Consider the following 17,476-nt stretch of genomic DNA (forward strand, 5'->3'; position numbering starts at 1 on the left):
GAGCCACGGAACCTTGCCTTTCAATCGTCGGGCATGACCACCAGGTCTATGCCCTCCTCTTTCAAGGCAATCTGCCGCACCTCGAACGGTCGACAAATACTAGAGACTCTTAATACGAGTGCCCGCGGCCGTATCCTCAATGGTGAGGCCCAGGTCCTTGAGCTGGTCGCGGATGGCGTCGGCCAGATCCCAGTTCTTGGCGGCACGGGCCTCGGCGCGGGCCTCGAGAATCTTGGCAGCAGCCTCGTCCACGTCGTCGCCCGTATAGGCAACCAAACCGGCGGCAACGCCCAGCAGACCCAGCGGCAGCTCGACCTTGGGCTCGGGAAGCTCAACGCCAAACGTATCGAGCAGCTCGGCCAGCGTATCGGCGGCAGCCAGGACTGCGGCCTTGTCGGCAGCATCGCCCGCCTGCTCCAGGTACTGGTTGCACTCGGTCACAAAGCCAAAGACAGCACCCATGGCACCGGCGGTGTTAAAGTCGTCGTCCATGCACTCCTTAAAGGTGGCACGGGTCTCGGCGGCCTTGGCGGCAAACGCCTCGGATGCTGCCTCATCGGCATCGGCCGTCGCATGGTTCGCGGCCCAGCGCAGGTTCTCGACCGTACCGGCGATACGCGTGAGCGAGTTCTCGGCACCCTCCAGGCGCTCCCAAGAAAAGTCGAGCGGCGAGCGATAGCTCGTCTGCAGCATCAGCAGGCGCAGGGCGGCGGCGGAGTGCTGCTCGAGGACCTCGGCCAGCGTAAAGAAGTTGCCGAGCGACTTGGACATCTTCTCGCCGTCTACCAGCAGCATGCCCGTGTGCATCCAGGTGTTGGAGAAGCCCTGGTGCCAGGCGCAGGTGGCCTGAGCGCACTCGTTCTCGTGATGCGGGAAGGCAAGGTCGGAGCCGCCGCCGTGGATGTCGATCGGAGTGCCCAGGTAGCGATGCACCATGGCGGCGCACTCGGTGTGCCAACCGGGACGGCCCTCGCCCCAGGGGCTCGGCCAGCTGGGCTCGCCGGGCTTGGCGGCCTTCCACAGGGCAAAGTCGAGCGGGTCGTTCTTGTCCTCGTTCTCCTCGATGCGTGCGCCAACCATAAGGTCGTCGATGTTGCGGCCCGAGACCTGACCATAGCTGGGATCGCTGCGCACGGCAAAGTACACATCGCCGTTATCGGCTGCGTAAGCGTGGCCCTGCTCGATAAGCGTCTTGATCATGGCGATCATGGGGCCGATCTCCTTGGTGGCGCGGGGGCGCACATCGGGATCGAGCACGTTGGCGGCGCGCATGACGCCGATGAACTTGTCGGAGAACTCCGTCGCGACCTCGGCGGCCGTACGGCCCTGCTCGTTGGCGCGCTTGATGATCTTGTCGTCGACATCGGTGAGGTTCTGGGCGAACGTGACCTCGTAACCGCTCGCGATGAGCCAGCGGCGAATCACGTCAAAGCTGATGAACGTACGGGCGTTGCCGATGTGGATGTTGTCGTAGACCGTGGGGCCGCACACGTACATGCGGACCTTGTCGGACTCGATGGGCTGGAACTCTTCCTTTTTATGGGTAGCGCTGTTGTAGATACGCATTCGTTACTCCTTAACGGTTTTCTGTAGCAGGCAGACGGCCCAGGCGCCGATTCCCTCGCCCTGGCCTTCCCAACCGAGCTTTTCGGTCGTAGTGGCGGCGACGCCCACGTTTTCGACGTCAACGCCCAAGGCATGGGCAAGGTTGGCACGCATGGCATCGCGGTGTGGGGTGATCTTAGGCTGCTGGCAGGCAATGGTGCAATCGGCATCGACAAACTCAAAGCCCAGCTCGCGCGCATAGTCCATCACGCGAGCGAGCAGCACCATCGAATCGGCACCCTCATAGGCGGGGTCGGTATCGGGGAATAGCTTGCCGATGTCTCCCCCGCGGCAGGCGCCCAGAATGGCGTCGGCCAAGGCGTGCGCGAGCACATCGGCATCCGAGTGGCCCAGCAGGCCGCGCTCGTAGGGAATGTCGACACCGCCGATGATACATCGACGCCCCTCCACCAGACGGTGGACGTCGTAGCCATGGCCAATGCGCAGGTTACTGAACATGGGGAAGGTCCTCTCCCTCGGCCATGAGGCCAAGCAGAATCGCGGTTACGGGACGCAGGTCCTCGGGCACCGTCACCTTAAGGTTATCGCGCGGGCTCTGGACGCAGCGGACGCGCCCACCCATGCGCTCGACCAGCGACGAATCATCGGTGCCGATAAAGCCCTCGGCAATGGCTGCAGCATGGGCGCGCTTCATAGCATCGACGCTAAAGATCTGCGGCGTCTGCGCTGCCCAGTAGAGCTCACGCGGCGGCGTCTCGACGATATTGTCGCCATCGACGATCTTGAGCGTGTCGATCGCGGGCTGGCCGCACACGACACCGTCGAGCGAGCGGTCGCTCACGAGCACGTCGATAGCGTGGTCGATGGCCTCGGTCGTAATGAGCGGACGGGCGCCGTCGTGGATAGCGACATATTCGAAACCCGCCGGCACCGCGTGCACGCCGGCGCGGGTGGAATCCTGACGAGTATCGCCGGCATCGGCAAAGCTGATGGGCGTGTCATAGTCAAACGGGTCGATAGCCAAGCGGCGCATCTCGGCACGGCGCTCGGCAGGGCAAACCACGACGATATGGCCGACCTTGTCGCTACGATCGAACGCGCGGATGGACCAGCTCATGAGCGGACGGCCCGCCACGTTAACGAGCTGCTTGCCGCCGGGATTTCCAAAGCGCTGGCCGCTGCCGCCGGCAACGACCACGGCGCATACGGGCGCCATTATGCGTTCCCCTGTTTGGTGCCCTTCATGCGGTACAGCGAGTCCGCAAGAATGGCAGGGTTGTTGACGCCAAAGTCGCCCAAGCGCTCCGGATCCTCGCTGATGTCGTCCATGAGCTCCTGCAGCGAGCCATACTCGTCGACGATCTTCTCGGCCACGCCGTCGCGCACGACGGACACGCGCGAAAGCGTGCGCAGGCCCAGCGGTGTCATGACGGAGTCCTCGTCCAGGTCGTCGTAACCCAGAACCGCCGCCACATGCTGCGGGTCGGACAGGTCCTTAGGCGTCATGCGAGCGAGCTCGGCGCGAATCTTCTCGGCGTTTGCCTCGGAGGAATCGCTTGCGTAGTCGCGGATCATCAGGTCGTATTCGGTATCCATGCTGGAGCCCGCGAGCTGCTCGAGCTGCATCTGCACGAGCTTGCCCTGGTTACCCAGCTTGACGATGCAATCCTTAAGCTCGGTCTTTGCCTGCTGCATGATCTCGAAACTCGAGAAGATGCCGGTGATGTCGGCGAGCGTAACGTAGTCGTCGAGCTCAAGGGCCGTCAGGCGCAGCAAGGAGCGATCGAGCGACTGACGGGTGGTCTGAAGCGTGGCGACGAGCTGGTTGACCGAGCTCATGATGGTGGTGACGGGCTGAATCTCGTAGCTCTTGCCGTGAACGTACACGTTAACGACGGCACGGCGAGCCGAAACCGAGATCACGATGGCATCGGTGAGCACCGACATGCGAGCGGCAGTACGGTGACGCATGCCCGTCTCACTCGTGGCGAGCGAGGGATCGGGATTGAGGTGGAAGTTGGCGCGCAGGATCTGGGTGAGGTCGCCATCGATAACGATGGCGCCGTCCATCTTGGAAAGCTCGAACAGGCGGTTCGAGGTAAACGAAATGTTGAGCGGGAAGCCGTCGTTACCGGCGGCGAGCACGTTTTCGGTGTCGCCGACACAGATAAGGGCGCCCAGGTGACCAGCAATGATCATGTCGAGGGCGGTGCGGATCGGCTGGCCAGGTGCCGTCAGGCGAATGGCCTGTTCCATACGCTTTTGCAGCTCGTTCTTATCCAAGGCATCGCTCCCATCGTATACGCTCCATAAACGTCAATAAGTTTCTCACGGTTTGCCCCTGTGACGCCCGCAAAATCCGATGCTTACAGAATGAGCGAACACAGCTGAGAGCCCCAATCCAAATGAGCTGCTTATGTGGTAGCATCGGGATTCGCATAAATGAGGGAGTAGTCGCGTGATCGGGTTCGCCTCCGGTGGCGCGGCAAGTCAACACACTGGCCGATGCGGCCTGGCTTGCCTTAATGAACGAGACTCGTGGCTGTGCGCGCAACGCGTACGCCACGGGTCTTTTTTGTTACTCCCCCAAGAGGTACACGCGGGCCCGCCCGCAGAGAGGGAGCCAGACTATGGGACTCGCAGAGCTCGTATTGCTCGCCGTTGGCCTTTCGATGGACGCCTTTGCCGTTTCCATCTGCAAGGGCCTTGGCATGAAGAAGATCAACCTTAAAGTTGCCGTGGTGCTCGGCTTGTTCTTTGGCGGCTTTCAGGCCGGCATGCCCGTAATCGGATGGGCGCTCGGCAGTCAATTCATGGGCATCATCGGACCCATCGACCATTGGATCGCCTTTATCCTGCTCGCCTTTATCGGCGGCAAAATGTTGTGGGAGGCCTTTACCGAAGACGAGGATGAAGGCGACGGCAAGGATGCCGAAAAGATTGACCTGGGCGAGTACCTGATCCTCGCCATCGCCACCTCGATTGACGCCCTGGCCGTGGGCATCTCGTTCGCCGCGCTTTCCGTCGACATCGTTCCAGCTGTATCGCTCATCGGCATCACGACCTTTGTCTTCTCCGTTGCCGGCGTAGCGATCGGCCACACCTTTGGCGCGCGCTACGAAAAACCCGCCACCATCGTGGGTGGCGTCGTGCTCATCCTCATCGGGCTTAAGATCTTGCTTGAGCATCTGGGGATTCTCGCACTGTAACGAATAACGGCCGCCCGGCATTACGCCAAGCGGCCGTTTTCATAGCCAGCCGTTTTAGAGCGGCTTAACTAAGGCGACCTTTACGCAGCGAGGCGCTTGAGGACGTCGATGAGCAGCTCGTAGAAGCGCTCGGCAGAAGCGAGCTCCATGCTCTCGTCCGGGGTATGGACATCGGAGAGCGTCGGGCCCACGGCGATGGCGTCCAGGCCGTGCAGAGCCTCGGCAAACAGGCCGCACTCAAGGCCGGCGTGAATGGACTCGATGCGCAGCTCGGAGCCAAAGAGCTCTCGATAGCTCTCGACAAAGACTTCGCGGACCGGCGAATGCTCGGCATAGCTCCAGCCGGGATACTCAAACTCGAACTTGGCGTCGAAGCCCAGGACATCGGCCAGCGTCTGCAGACGGTCCTTGAACTCGTTCTGCAGCGAGGTGATCGAAGAGCGCGGGGACAGCATGATCTTGACCTCGTCGTCAGAAGTGGCAACCACACCGATGTTGGAGGAAACCTCGACGGAGCCGTCGGTGGCGACGTTGCGGCGGATCACACCGTTGGGGGCAAGACGCAGGGCGCGGATGAGGGCAAGCGCGGACTTCTGGTCCATGGCCTCGACCTCGGCGTTGTCGGCAATCTCGACGGTGCAGGTAAAGCCGGGGTCGAAGACCTCGAGCTCGGCAGTGACGTCGGCGATGATGCCCTTTGCAATCTGGGCCGCGGCCTCGGCGGCAGCGTGGTCGGCGTAGACCAGAACAGCCTTGCACTCACGGTTGATGGCGTTGTCCTTAGTGCCGCCGTTAAAGCTGACGATGGCGGGCTCGCCAGCGACCATCAGGCGGTCGATGATGCGGGCCATGATGAGGTTGCCGTTGCCGCGCTCCAGGTTGATATCGCTGCCGGAGTGACCGCCCAGCAGGCCGGAGATGTCGAGCGTGAGGGTACTACCGGTCTTGTGCTCGCGCACGATGGGGCAGGTGTAGGTAACGACGACGCCGCCGGCGCAGCTGACGGTGGCAACGCCCTCTTCCTCGGAGTCAAGGTTGATCATAGTGCGGGCGCTAATCTGGGACTTGTCGAGCGTCTCGGCACCGACCAGGCCAGTCTCCTCGTCGGTGGTGAATACGCACTCGAGGGCCGGATGGGCAATCGAATCGTCGTTGAGCACGGTAAGCATAAGCGCGACGGCGATACCGTTGTCGGCGCCCAGAGTGGTGCCGTTAGCGGTGAGGACGCCGTCCTTGACGACCAGGTCGATACCATCGGTCGTAAAGTCGTGCTCAACGGAGCCCAACTTGTCGCACACCATATCGATGTGGCCCTGCAGCATTACGGTCGGGGCATTCTCGGCGCCGGCAGATGCGGGCTTGCGAATGATGACGTTGTAGACCTCGTCCTGATACACATCGAGACCGCGCTCCTTGGCAAACGCGACCAGGAAATCGCTGATGCCTTTCTCGTTGCCAGACCCACGGGGGATCGCGCTGACCTCCTCAAAGAAATGGAACAGCTGGGCGGGCTCGTAGCCGGTAATCTTGTAGTCCATGGTGCCTCCTTGGCGCAACTGGTTAGACAGTAAGACATGCGACTTGTATATTCCCAGACTTTGCGTGCATAAACCAGTCGAAAACGCCGAGCGCCCTCGCATCATCGGCTAACGGTGGACCGTATAGCGTAACGGTCACAACTTCCGCAGCTCTACAAATCGAGGCGCCCTTTCCGGAGCGCCTCGATTGCGCGTATCAAATTGTCGCCACGCCCTACAGCGCGCCAGAGCCGGCTTGCATCATGCCACCGGGGCCCGAGCTCACGCCGCTGCTCACAGGCGCGGCGTTTCCGGTGTGCGGCGCCGCCGGAGCGGTATCGCCCCCGAGCGCACCCGCCGGACGCGGCGCCGGGATCTCACCCGTGCCGTGGCTAAAGACAAACTTGCCGTCGGCCACGTCGCACAGGACGGTATCGCCCTCGCCCCACTCGCCAGCCAGCAGTTCCTCGGACAGCGGATCCTCGATGAGCTTTTGGATGGCACGACGCAGCGGACGCGCGCCGTTGGTGAGGTCGGTACCCTCCGCCACAATCTTGTCGTAGGCCGCATCGGTAAGCTTGATGTTCATGCCGTTTGCGATCAGGCGCTGGCGCAGATCGTCCACCAGCAGGTGCGCAATCTTGGTGAGATTCTCGCCCGAGAGCTTCTGGAACACCACAATATCGTCGATACGATTGAGCAGCTCGGGGCGGAACAGGCGCTTGAGCTCGCCCATCGCACGGCCGCGGATCTCGCTCGACGTGAGACTCTGCTCACCGGTGGTGCCAAAACCGACGCTCGCATCCTGCGCGATCTCGCGGGCGCCCACGTTGGACGTCATGATGATCACGGTATTGCGGAAGTCGACCGTCTTGCCCTGGCTATCGGTCAGGCGGCCCTCCTCCAGCACCTGCAACAAAATGTTGAAGATGTCGGGGTGCGCCTTCTCGATCTCGTCGAACAGCACGACCGAGTACGGATGACGGCGAACGGCCTTGGTGAGCTGACCGCCCTCGTCGTGGCCCACGTAACCCGGAGGGCTACCGATGAGCTTGGAGACCTCGAACTCGCTGCCGAACTCCGACATGTCGAAGCTGATGAGCGCGTCCTTGCTGCCAAAGAGGTACTCGGCGAGCGTCTTGGCGAGCTCGGTCTTGCCCGTGCCGGTGGGACCCAGGAAGATAAAGCTGCCGCCGGGGCGACGCGGGTCCTTGAGCGGCGAACGGCTGCGGCGCACGGCCTTGGCAACTGCCTCGACAGCCTCATCCTGACCGATGATGCGCGTCTTGAGCACGCTTTCGGCTTGCAGCAGGCGACGGCTCTCGCTCTCGGTGAGCGAGGACACCGGCACGCCCGAAGTCACGGACACGATGTCGGCGATCTGAGAGACATCGATGGTGAGCGGGCTGGCGTCGAGCTCGGCGGTCCAGGCGGCCTTGGCCTCGGCGAGCTCAATCTCGGCGGCCTTCTGCTGCTCGGTGATCTCGGCGGCCTTGTTCATGTCGTCGCTCTCGGTGGCCTCCTGCGCGGCGGCCTTAAGCTCCTCCACGCGATGCTCGGCCTCACGCACCGGCTCGGGCGCGCGATTCGCGGCGATGCGAGCGCGGGCACCGGCCTCGTCAATGAGGTCGATGGCCTTATCGGGCAGGAAGCGATCCTGGATGTAGCGGTTGGAAAGGTTCGCGGCAGCCTCGATAGCACCCTGCGTATAGCGCACATGGTGGTGTTCCTCGTAGCGCGACTTGAGCGCGGTCAGGATCTTGACCGTGTCCTCGACGCTCGGCTCCTCGACATCGATGGTCTGGAAGCGACGCTCGAAGGCCGGGTCCTTGGTGAGGTACTTGCGGAATTCCTCGGCCGTGGTGGCGCCGATAATCTGGAAGGCACCGCGCGCGAGCACGGGCTTGAGCATGGAGCTCGCGTCGATGGAGCCCTCGGCAGAACCGGCACCGATGATAGTGTGCATCTCGTCGATAAACAGGATGACGTCGTCGGCTTCGGTGGCCTCCTGGATCACGTTCTTGAGGCGCTCCTCAAACTCACCGCGATACTTGGCGCCCGCAACGAGGCCCGGCAGGTCGAGCGTCCAGATGTTCTGGTTCATAAGGTTCTCGGGCACGTTGCCGGCTGCAATCTGTTGAGCCAAGCCCTCGACGATGGCCGTCTTGCCCACGCCGGGGTCACCCAGGATGAGCGGGTTGTTCTTGGTGCGGCGCGAAAGAATTTCCATCATACGCTGGACTTCCTTTTCGCGACCGATTACAGGGTCGAGCTCGCCGTCGCGCGCCTTCTGCGTGAGGTTGGTCGCGAACTGCTTAAGCGTATCGGTGCCACTCCCCTTTTGCTGAGAGGCATCCGAGCCGCTAAAGAACGGCAGGCCCGCACCGGGACGACCAGCACCGGCGCCGGCGAGCGGACGCTTCTTGTCCTGGTCCTTGGCGGTGAGTTTCTCGATAGCCTTTTTGATGGAGGCGGACGACACACCCAGGCGCATGAGGATGTCCATGGCCATGCCGTTACCCTCTTCGACGATGCCAATCAGCAAGTGCTCGGTCGACACGTAGGTCTGGTTGTTCTCACGTGCCACGCGGAAGGAGCGCTCCATCACGCTGATGACGAGCGGCGTAAAGGCGAGCTTGGCCGCCTCGGTCTCCTCGCTGGGCTCGGGGACCGTGGTCTGGACCTCTTTGAGAGTATCCATGATGTCATCGTAGGAGATGTCGAGTGAACGCAGTGCCTCGGCGGCAATGCCCTCGTCCTCCTTGGCAAGCGCGAGCAGCAGGTGCTCGGTGCCCACCTTATTTGAATGAAGATCGAGCGCCTCCTGCTTGGCCATGGACATGACCTTGCGCGCGCGATCGGTAAATCTATCTAACATGCTCGTTTCCTTACATGAGTTCATCGAAATCAAAACGCCCGCCCGTCGGCGGCGCTTTTGTCTCTTTACCCACAGGTTGTCTATGTTAACAGCTGGAGGAATATCTATAAACCTGACTCACATGAATGCAGGTTATGACCGCATCGCGGGACTCACCGCGCGATGCGCGACAGGCGCCCCGCAAGAGAAACCCTAGGCGTCTTTCACCACGTCGGGACTCGTCGCACGCGATGCGCGATAGGCATCGGCCTCCTTGGAGACGCGTTCGAGCAGCTCGGATGTATCGACGCCCTCGACTTGCGCGACCGTTTCCACCGTCTGCATGGCGACCGCCCTCAGGTACGCGCACGCGCTGTCCCCCAGCTGCTCGAGGTCTATCTCCTCGCCGCCCTCCCGGGCAAAGCCGACCGCCATCACAAAGCTCATGATGCCCGAGACCAGAAAGCCCACCGCAAAGCTCGAATCTGCCTTGAGCTCTTCTCCGTCGGGGTGGACGATCTCTCTCACGTGGTCGATGATGATCGTATGGATGCCCTGCACGACCTGCTCGGCGGCACCCGCCCTCATGGTGATGACGATGCGCCGCAGCAGGCAGCGGACGTCGCGCCGGTCGAACGCCGAAAGGTCGCCCTCGCTCGAAAAATGCCAGAGGGCATCGGTGATGAGCTCGTTATCCTGCAGCAGCTGGGCTATGGCGATGGCGACGAGTTCATCGAAATCGTGAAAATAGTAGTAAAACGTTCCGCGATTGCACTGGGCGGCGCGGGTCACCTCGCCAACCGACAGCTCGAAGATGCTGTTGTTCTCGATGAGCTCCCAAAACGCCTCGATGATACGGGTGCGTGCATCGGGCGCATCGGCGTCCTTACGCGGTCTCGCCATGCGCCTCACCGCACCCCTGCGCCTTGGCGTTCATGATGAGCATCTGAAGACGGTTCTCCACGTTGGCGAAGCTCACGTCGGGATCGTAGTCGAGCGGCAGGAACTGCGCCGTGGGATACTGCTCCTTGAGCGCATGGATGAGCCCGCGCCCCACGACATGGTTGGGCAGACACCCGAACGGCTGCAGGATCACGAAGTTGCGGCAGCCGCGCTTGGCGTGCTCGAGAATCTCCGCCGGAATCAGCACGCCCTCGCCCGCATCGAACGTATGGTGCAGGATCTTATCGCTCGCGCGCACGAGCTCGGGCATGCGCGTCGGCGGCTCGTAGAGCGGGCTCGCCGCGCCCAGGCGGTCGCAACGGTCGTGCGCGAGCTCGAACAGGTTGTCCGCCGTGGCATACCAGGCCTTTTCGGGCAGCGACAGGTCGACGTGGAACTCGCGCGACTGCGCATGCTTGTAGAAATAGGTCTTGCGGATCACGTCGGTCATGCGCGCCTCGATGACCTCGAGCCCGTTGTCCTCGAGGTAGCGCTCGATCTCGTGGTTGGCGCCGAGATGGAAATTGAGCAGGTACTCGCCCACGATGAGAACGGTCGGATGCGGGTTCGAGCGGTCGTACGGAACGGCGTCCATGATCGCAAGCGCGCGTTTGAAGCCCGTCGCCTGGCCTCTCAGCCCGGAGCGCTCCATGCCCTCGATAACCTCATCGAGCGCGCGGTCGAACGCAGCGTCCGCCGCGCCCTTCTCGAGCTCGTAGGGACGGATGCGCCTAAGCATGGCCTCGAGGGCATCGATCATGGGAAGACCGTAGGCGATCTGGATGCTCGGGCCAAGGCCGAGCTTGAAGCCCGGATGCGCATTGTGGGCATCGACGTCGTCGTTGGTGAGCACCGGGACATAGTCGTATCCCGCGTCGTCGAGCGCGCGGCGCAGCAGGGGCATGTAGTGCGTCAGGCGGCAGTCGCCGATATACTTGCCAGTCACCACGGCGACGTCGTGCGGGTCGTACTTACCGCTCTCGAGTGCCGCGAGCGCCTCGCCGATCACGATTTGCGCGGGGAAGCAGATGTCGTTGTGCACATAGCGTTTGCCCAGGCGGATGGCATCCTCGCGCCCGATATCAAGGGCCTCGGCGCGCACGCCCTGATTGCGCATCGCCGCGGTCATGAGCCTGCAGAACGCATGGGAGGTGTTGGGGACCAGCGCGATCTTGTCGTGCCGGTCGCGCTTGGTGTACTTGACCTTATACGGGTCGTCGAGCGGATGGACCGCGTGCACCCGGGCGCCCTCGGCACGCTCCTCCGCGCGACGACGGTTGACCGACTCGATAAACGAACGCACGCGAATGCCCATGGGACCGGCGACGTCGCTCTCATCGAGCTTGATCATCATCGGAACCTTGGAGCCCATCTCGCCCATCATGCGCGCGATCTCGTCGGTGAGATACGCATCGTGGCCGCAGCCGAAGCTGCCCATCTGCACGAGCTCGAGCTCGGGCGTCGATGCGACGATGACCGCGCACGACAGCATGCGCGCATGGTAGTTGTTCACGATGTCGATGCGGCTGTTGGAAAGATCGACGTTGCAGACCCCCGGCACCGCATCGGGCGTCAGCACGGGGATGCCGCGCTCAGAGAAGAGCTTGGGCAGCCCGTGGTTGACCAGCGGGTCGTTGTGGTACGGGCGCGAAGCGATCACCACCGCGTAGCCGCCGTCCTCGTGCACGTTCTCGAGCACCTGCCTGCCGCGCAGCTGCAGCTGGTTCTCAAACGTCTCCTGCGCGCGGTCCGCCTGCTCGGTCGCCTTGGCAACCAGGTCGGCATCGATATCGAAGGTCTCCTTGCACCACGCCTTGAGCTGGCGGTTTCGGTCGCCCTCGTCGTACCAGTGGAACAGCGGCGTATCGAACGGAACGCCGAAACGCTCCTCCGGGTTATCGGAATTGCGCATCACGTAGGGGTATCCCTTTACGACGGCGCACATCCACTCGCTGGTAGAGGCGGTGTTTTCGGTGGGCACCGTCGTGATGATGGGCATGAAGATGCGGTCGACGCCGGCGTCGACGAGATTGCGGATGTGCCCGTGGACGAGCTTGGCCGGGAAGCACACGGTGTCGGATGTGACGTGCGCCAGACCGCGCTCGTACATCGCCTTGGTGCTGCGTCCCGAGACGCGCACCTTAAAGCCGAGCGTGCTGAAGAACGTCGACCAGAACGGCATGGTGTCCCAGAACTCGAGCACACGGGGAATGCCGATCGTGACATCGCGCCCCCCGCTGACGGGAACCGTGGGGTACGACTCGAACAGCAGCTTCTCGCGGTCGACAAAGAGATTGGGGGCAGCCGCGGTCCGGTCGCGCCCCGTGCCGGGTGCCTGTGCCTCGCAAGCACCCTGCGGACGCAGCTCCTCCGCCGCGGGAACCTCGCGCACGAGCTCATCCCATGAGATGGCGCCGCCGCGCGGGCAGCGATTGCCCGTGACGTAAAGCGAGCCGTCGCCAAATGCCACGACCGCGCGCTGGCAGCGGTTGTTGCACCGACGGCAGGTAACGCCGCCGAACTCGCGATGCTCGAAGCGCTCCACGGCATCGAGCCCGATAAACGACGTGCCGGCGTCGCCCTTGCGGCATTCCTCGCGCGCGAGCAGGGCGATACCGATAGCGCCCATCAGCCCCGGGTGGGGCGCACGCGTGACGGGTTTGCCCAGATACTGCTCGAATGCGCGCAGCACCGCGTCGTTTCGGAACGTGCCGCCCTGGACGACGACTTTGTCGCCCAGACGGTTGAGATTTGAAACGCGAATGACCTTGGTGAACACGTTCTCGATAATCGAACGGCAGAGACCGGCCATGATGTCGCCCGGACCCTTACCGCGCCGCTGCTCGGAAACGACGCTGCTGTTCATGAACACCGTGCAGCGGCTGCCGAGAACGGCGGGGGCTTTGGACGAAAATGCCTCGGTCGCGATATCCTCAACGGCTATTCCGAGGTTTTTGGCAAAACCCTCGAGGAACGAGCCGCAGCCCGCAGAGCACGCCTCGTTGACGACGATATCGGTCAGCACGCCGTGGTTGAGCCAGATGGCCTTCATATCCTGTCCGCCGATGTCGAGCACGAAGGTCGCATCGGGAACGCATGCGCACGCGGCGCGGGCGTGCGCGACCGTCTCGACCGTATGGTAGTCGGCGTGGAACGCGCGCGCGAAAAGCTCCTCGCCGTATCCCGTGGTGCCCACGGCATCGATCGCAAGCGTGACTCCCGCTGTCTCCCAGCGGTTCTTCAAGCTGACAAGACCCTGTTGGGCGACGTCGAGCGGTCTGCCGTTATTAGACGCGTAGAACGAATCGACAAGCTCACCCGCCTCATCGACCAGGGCGAACTTGGTCGTCGTGCTCCCCGAATCGATACCGAGCGCCACACGCACCGTCTCTCCGGGCGCATACGCATCCGGACCCTTTGCCGGCGTCTCTTTGCCATGGCGTGCCGTAAAATCCGCCTGCTCGGCAGGTGTGGCAAAAAAGGGCTGGGCAAGACGTCCCTCCCCGCTTGCGGGCGCGACCGTCTCGAGCTTATCCAGCCGGACAAAAGCGTCGGGAAGGTCGATCGGTTGGGACGATGCGAACATGTCGGTCAGCGACAGGGCGGCACCGCGCGCGACCATGATCTGCGGATCGCGCGGGACGATAACCTGATCGTCCGATAGATTCAGTTGCTCCCGGAACACGCGGACCAGTGTGGGGTTGTAGGCGAGCGTACCGCCCTCGAAGATTACCGGCGGCTCGATGTCGATACCCTGGGCCAGACCGCCGATCGTTTGGCGGGCGACCGCGTGAAGCGCCGAAAGCGCCAGGTCGGTGGTAGGAATGCCCTCGTTGAGCAGCGGCTGGATATCGGTCTTTGCGTACACGCCGCAGCGGCCCGAGACCTCGTGGACGGTCGTTCCCCGGCTTGCGAGCTGCTCGAACTCGCCCGATTCGGTGCCGACCCCCATGAGCTTTGCCATCTCGTCGATAAATGCACCGGTACCGCCTGCGCACGAGCCGTTCATGCGCATGTCGGCAACCTCGATGTCTCCCTTATCGTTGGTGCGGAAGAAGATCATCTTGGCGTCTTGGCCGCCCAGCTCGATGGCGCAGCGCGTCTGCGGATAGAACCTGCTGATCGCGAGCGCGTTGGCGACCACCTCCTGAACGTACGAGGCGCCCAGCGCGGTCGCGATATCGCGCGCACCCGAGCCGGTCACCGCAACGCGCAGCGACTCATGGGGAAAGCGCTCGGCGAGCTCGCCGAGCATGGCGCGCACGCTCGCTGTCTGACACGCCCCGTGGCGGCGATATCCCCACCACGCCTCGGTCATATCCTCGTGCATCGCGTAAACTTTGGTCGTCGTCGACCCTACGTCCAGTCCTACTAGCAACGCCATAATGCTCCGTCTCTCGCATTTTTCCCGCTAGAGATATACCACTCTACGTAATACAACAGACTGTTGTATTTAAACTCCGTATAAAAAGCGGCTGCCGAAACGCTTCAGCAGCCGCCGAATGCACCAACAGATTGTTCTGCGCGCTAGCACGTCGGGCAACGGAGCAGCACGGGCCCTCCGGTCATGCGCACCGCTCGCGCCCGCGATGTCGCCGAGAGAGCTATCCACGCTTAGGGCTCCAACCAAGCAAGTCGCCCGCGCTCAGCAGATCCCTAAGCGAGCTACTCGCACTCAGGAGCCATAGCCTGCTCCAGGAGCTCGGCATGCTCCTCCTCGAAAACCGTCCCCACAGGGAAGGCGCGACGGAAGACGAAGTGGGAAATCGGACCGGCTACCAAAAGGTTCCACGGCAGCGCCATCACAAAATTATGCGGGATGTTGATCATCCAGATCGCGGGCACGGAATACAGGTTCGCAAGGATGCCGCCGGGCATGTGCGTCAGACCCTCGCAGGCACCGTACAGCGACATGATGATAACCATGGGAACGACCATGCAGGAGCTGACGGCGAGCGTCATGGCAAGCGGCGAGCTCTTGCCCGGCGTGACCAAGTACCTAAAGGCGAAACCCTTGGCGAGCGGGCTGGCGACGAACCAGTCGCAGCACATGGCAAAAATGTAGGCAACGGGGAAGCCGAGCCACGCGGCGGCAACAACCTCGCCGTTGATGGCCCCATGCTGCAGGGCAACGTTGTAGATGCTCATCCAGAGCACCATGCAAAAGCACATGATAAAGGTGAACAGCAGGCTCTCTCGTTTGTTGATAGGCATAAAGGGCAAAATCCTTTCTGTGTTACGCCGCGGCACCACGCAACAAAAACGGGCGGGCAAGATGGAGCTGTTGGGACTTCATCTCGCCCGCCCGTGGTACGTGCGTCTGCGACTACTTATGTGGTGAAACCAGCCTAGCATGAAAGGCCTGCGCTTCGTAAGCGTTGAGTTTATGAAGATGCAGGGCACCGATAATCCCCCGACCCCATAAGTTGCGGTGGAATACGGACTGTTTTGACCCTTTAAGCAGCAATTCAGTCCCTATTTCACCGCAACTCATTTGGTGCAAAGTAACCTGTCCCCCTTGCACCAATTAGCTGGTATGGCGCCAGCGAGGGTCGGTGAGGGTTCTCGCCACGCCCAAGCCAACGGGCAGAAACGCCACGATGAGCACTGCGCGCACAAACCAGCCGAGCATGTTGACCGTGTCGAAGGTGCACATGTAATACATAGAGCGATAGAGATACAGACCGGGCACCATAATGACAATCGAAGGCACCGTGAGAGCGATACGCGGGTAGGTGAGCTTGACTTCGGCCAAGCTTGCCAGCAGACCCGATACCAGCGCGCCGATAAACGCTGCTGCCTCGGGAGGCATTCCCGTGTTGAGGCCCAGGAAGGGAATCATCGTCGGCGCATCGACAAGGGTCAGACGCAGGGTATTGGACACGGCGCCGATCAACCCAGCTGCCGCGGCCATCTTTACCGGGCTGTTGAACATCACCGAGAAGCCGAATACGCCAACGAAGCTCATCACCACGCGCAGGAGCGTAAGGGCAAGCGGCGAAAGGCCCAGTGGGGCAAAGTCGTCCGGCGCCAGGCCAACACACTCGGCAACCATCCAACCTACGAGCGTCGCCATCACAATAATCGATACGGCATATGAAAGGCGCTCGATACCGCTTCGCATGTCGAGCTTGGCGATGTCGAGGCCCGCCGTAATGAGCGGAAAGCCGGGAATCACAAAGAGCATGGCGCCGATATAGCCTTCTTGGTGCGACATTGCCCCCGGTATGACCTGGCCAAGGCCGAGCAATGCCAGCAGATACGAAACGCAAGCGAGCGCAACGCCGGTCGTCAGCGCGCTGAACTGACCAAGGCCTTGCTTGAGAATATGGGAGCGGGCAAAGTTGCCGACACCCGCGCCCACGAACGCGCATGCCATCTCGATAGGGCCGCCGCCGAGCAAAAAGACGAAGGCGCCGCAAGCACAGGCTGCCGCAAGGCCCTGTTGCCAGGGAGCGTAATCGGGCTTTGAGCTCTCAACGGTCTTGAGCATCTCGTGGTATTCGTGCACGGTAAACCGGCGCCCATACGTCTCGATTTCCTTTAAGAAGCTCTCCATCATCCAAATGCGATGGGTATTGACTCCCGTTGTGGGCAGGCTGACGACCTCGTTAAAGCAGTGACCATCTTCGATGCAGGTGCACTCAAACGACAGAAGACTCAGGTCGACGTGAATCGTGACGCCGAGTACAGCGGCAACACGATTCATGGTATCGCGCACGCGCCAGGCACCCGTTCCGCTTGCCAGCATAAGCATGCCGGTGCGGCAAATGATGGATGATTTATCGGTGAGCGGCGCATCGACGGCAAGTTCATCGCCTGCCGTCACGATCTGGTGCCAGTCAGTTTTCATATGGAGCGCGCCGGCACGAACGCCATGGTGTAGGGGGGCTCTCGAAAGCAGCGAGTCAAGGCGCGAAGGCTGTGGGGGCTCCGTTGATTCGCCCTCGTCCTCGCCGGGCTCCTCATCGACCAGATCAAATGAGTCAAGCGGCGCTGGCTCGCGACGGTCGATCAGCTCCTCGTCCTCATCATCAAAGTAATTGAACTGATCGAGCATGTCCTCTTCGATTGCACGCTCGCTCACATCGTCCATACGGGCGCTCCCTTCCTACCGACTAACCCCCATCCTAGGCGGCAACGGCTAAAGGAAACATAAAAGAGACGGCTGTCATGCATGGAAGGCGCAAACCCCCAATGCGTCGGTAGACCCCCTAGTCATTGGGGACGTTCTTAAATGACCAGTCAAACAAGAACGTCCCCAATGACTACTCCGGCAACGCCGATGTTTTGGCAACGCCAGCGAGCGCCGTCCAGGGCGAACAAGTTGGCATGAAAAAGGCAAGGCATAGACCTTCTGGTCATGCCTTGCCTTTTGAATGACA

General features: G+C 62.0%; 11 protein-coding genes. 1 reads left to right on the top strand and 10 read right to left on the bottom strand.

The window, feature by feature from the left end:
* Positions 1–99: 99 nt before the first annotated feature.
* The 4 genes from cysS to disA are packed head-to-tail and all read right to left on the bottom strand — an operon-like array spanning position 100 to position 3,822.
* A complete protein-coding gene (gene cysS / locus ACESWY_RS08270; protein WP_373093424.1) occupies positions 100–1,566 on the bottom strand; it encodes a cysteine--tRNA ligase in 1,467 nt (488 codons plus the stop codon).
* Positions 1,567–1,569: 3 nt separating this feature from the next.
* Positions 1,570–2,064, bottom strand: coding sequence for a 2-C-methyl-D-erythritol 2,4-cyclodiphosphate synthase (gene ispF / locus ACESWY_RS08275; protein WP_006234975.1), 495 nt, complete (start codon positions 2,062–2,064; stop codon positions 1,570–1,572).
* On the bottom strand, positions 2,054–2,782 hold the full coding sequence (gene ispD, locus ACESWY_RS08280; RefSeq protein ID WP_373093426.1) for a 2-C-methyl-D-erythritol 4-phosphate cytidylyltransferase: 729 nt from the start codon (positions 2,780–2,782) through the stop codon (positions 2,054–2,056). The genes ispF and ispD overlap by 11 nt, the downstream gene beginning before the upstream one ends.
* A complete protein-coding gene (gene disA / locus ACESWY_RS08285) occupies positions 2,782–3,822 on the bottom strand; it encodes a DNA integrity scanning diadenylate cyclase DisA (RefSeq protein ID WP_006234973.1) in 1,041 nt (346 codons plus the stop codon). Before disA ends, ispD begins: the two co-directional genes overlap by 1 nt.
* Positions 3,823–4,196: 374 nt before the next feature.
* On the opposite strand from disA, the gene ACESWY_RS08290 reads away from it, so the two are divergent.
* Positions 4,197–4,775 (top strand): manganese efflux pump MntP, encoded by a 579-nt coding sequence (locus ACESWY_RS08290; protein ID WP_373093428.1) that lies wholly within the window; start codon positions 4,197–4,199, stop codon positions 4,773–4,775.
* A gap of 80 nt (positions 4,776–4,855) precedes the next feature.
* On the opposite strand, the gene ACESWY_RS08295 is transcribed toward ACESWY_RS08290, so the two are convergent.
* The 6 genes from ACESWY_RS08295 to ACESWY_RS08320 all read right to left on the bottom strand — a co-directional run bounded on the left by ACESWY_RS08295 (position 4,856) and on the right by ACESWY_RS08320 (position 17,187).
* Positions 4,856–6,313 (bottom strand): aminoacyl-histidine dipeptidase, encoded by a 1,458-nt coding sequence (locus tag ACESWY_RS08295; RefSeq protein WP_373093429.1) that lies wholly within the window; start codon positions 6,311–6,313, stop codon positions 4,856–4,858.
* Between the two features lie 214 nt (positions 6,314–6,527).
* Entirely contained in the window at positions 6,528–9,170 is a 2,643-nt protein-coding gene (locus tag ACESWY_RS08300; RefSeq protein ID WP_373093431.1) for an ATP-dependent Clp protease ATP-binding subunit, read from the bottom strand.
* A gap of 192 nt (positions 9,171–9,362) precedes the next feature.
* On the bottom strand, positions 9,363–10,052 hold the full coding sequence (locus ACESWY_RS08305; RefSeq protein ID WP_373093433.1) for a TetR/AcrR family transcriptional regulator: 690 nt from the start codon (positions 10,050–10,052) through the stop codon (positions 9,363–9,365).
* On the bottom strand, positions 10,036–14,475 hold the full coding sequence (locus ACESWY_RS08310; protein WP_195520833.1) for an acyl-CoA dehydratase activase: 4,440 nt from the start codon (positions 14,473–14,475) through the stop codon (positions 10,036–10,038). Before ACESWY_RS08310 ends, ACESWY_RS08305 begins: the two co-directional genes overlap by 17 nt.
* A gap of 281 nt (positions 14,476–14,756) precedes the next feature.
* A complete protein-coding gene (locus ACESWY_RS08315; RefSeq protein WP_373093435.1) occupies positions 14,757–15,305 on the bottom strand; it encodes a DUF2798 domain-containing protein in 549 nt (182 codons plus the stop codon).
* 313 nt (positions 15,306–15,618) lie between these two features.
* The gene (locus ACESWY_RS08320) at positions 15,619–17,187 is read right to left on the bottom strand and encodes a threonine/serine exporter family protein (protein WP_373093437.1); all 1,569 of its coding nucleotides are present in this window, start codon (positions 17,185–17,187) and stop codon (positions 15,619–15,621) included.
* Positions 17,188–17,476 lie beyond the last annotated feature (289 nt).

Source organism: Collinsella aerofaciens ATCC 25986 (genome assembly GCF_964237925.1).
GTDB lineage: Bacteria > Actinomycetota > Coriobacteriia > Coriobacteriales > Coriobacteriaceae > Collinsella > Collinsella aerofaciens_BJ.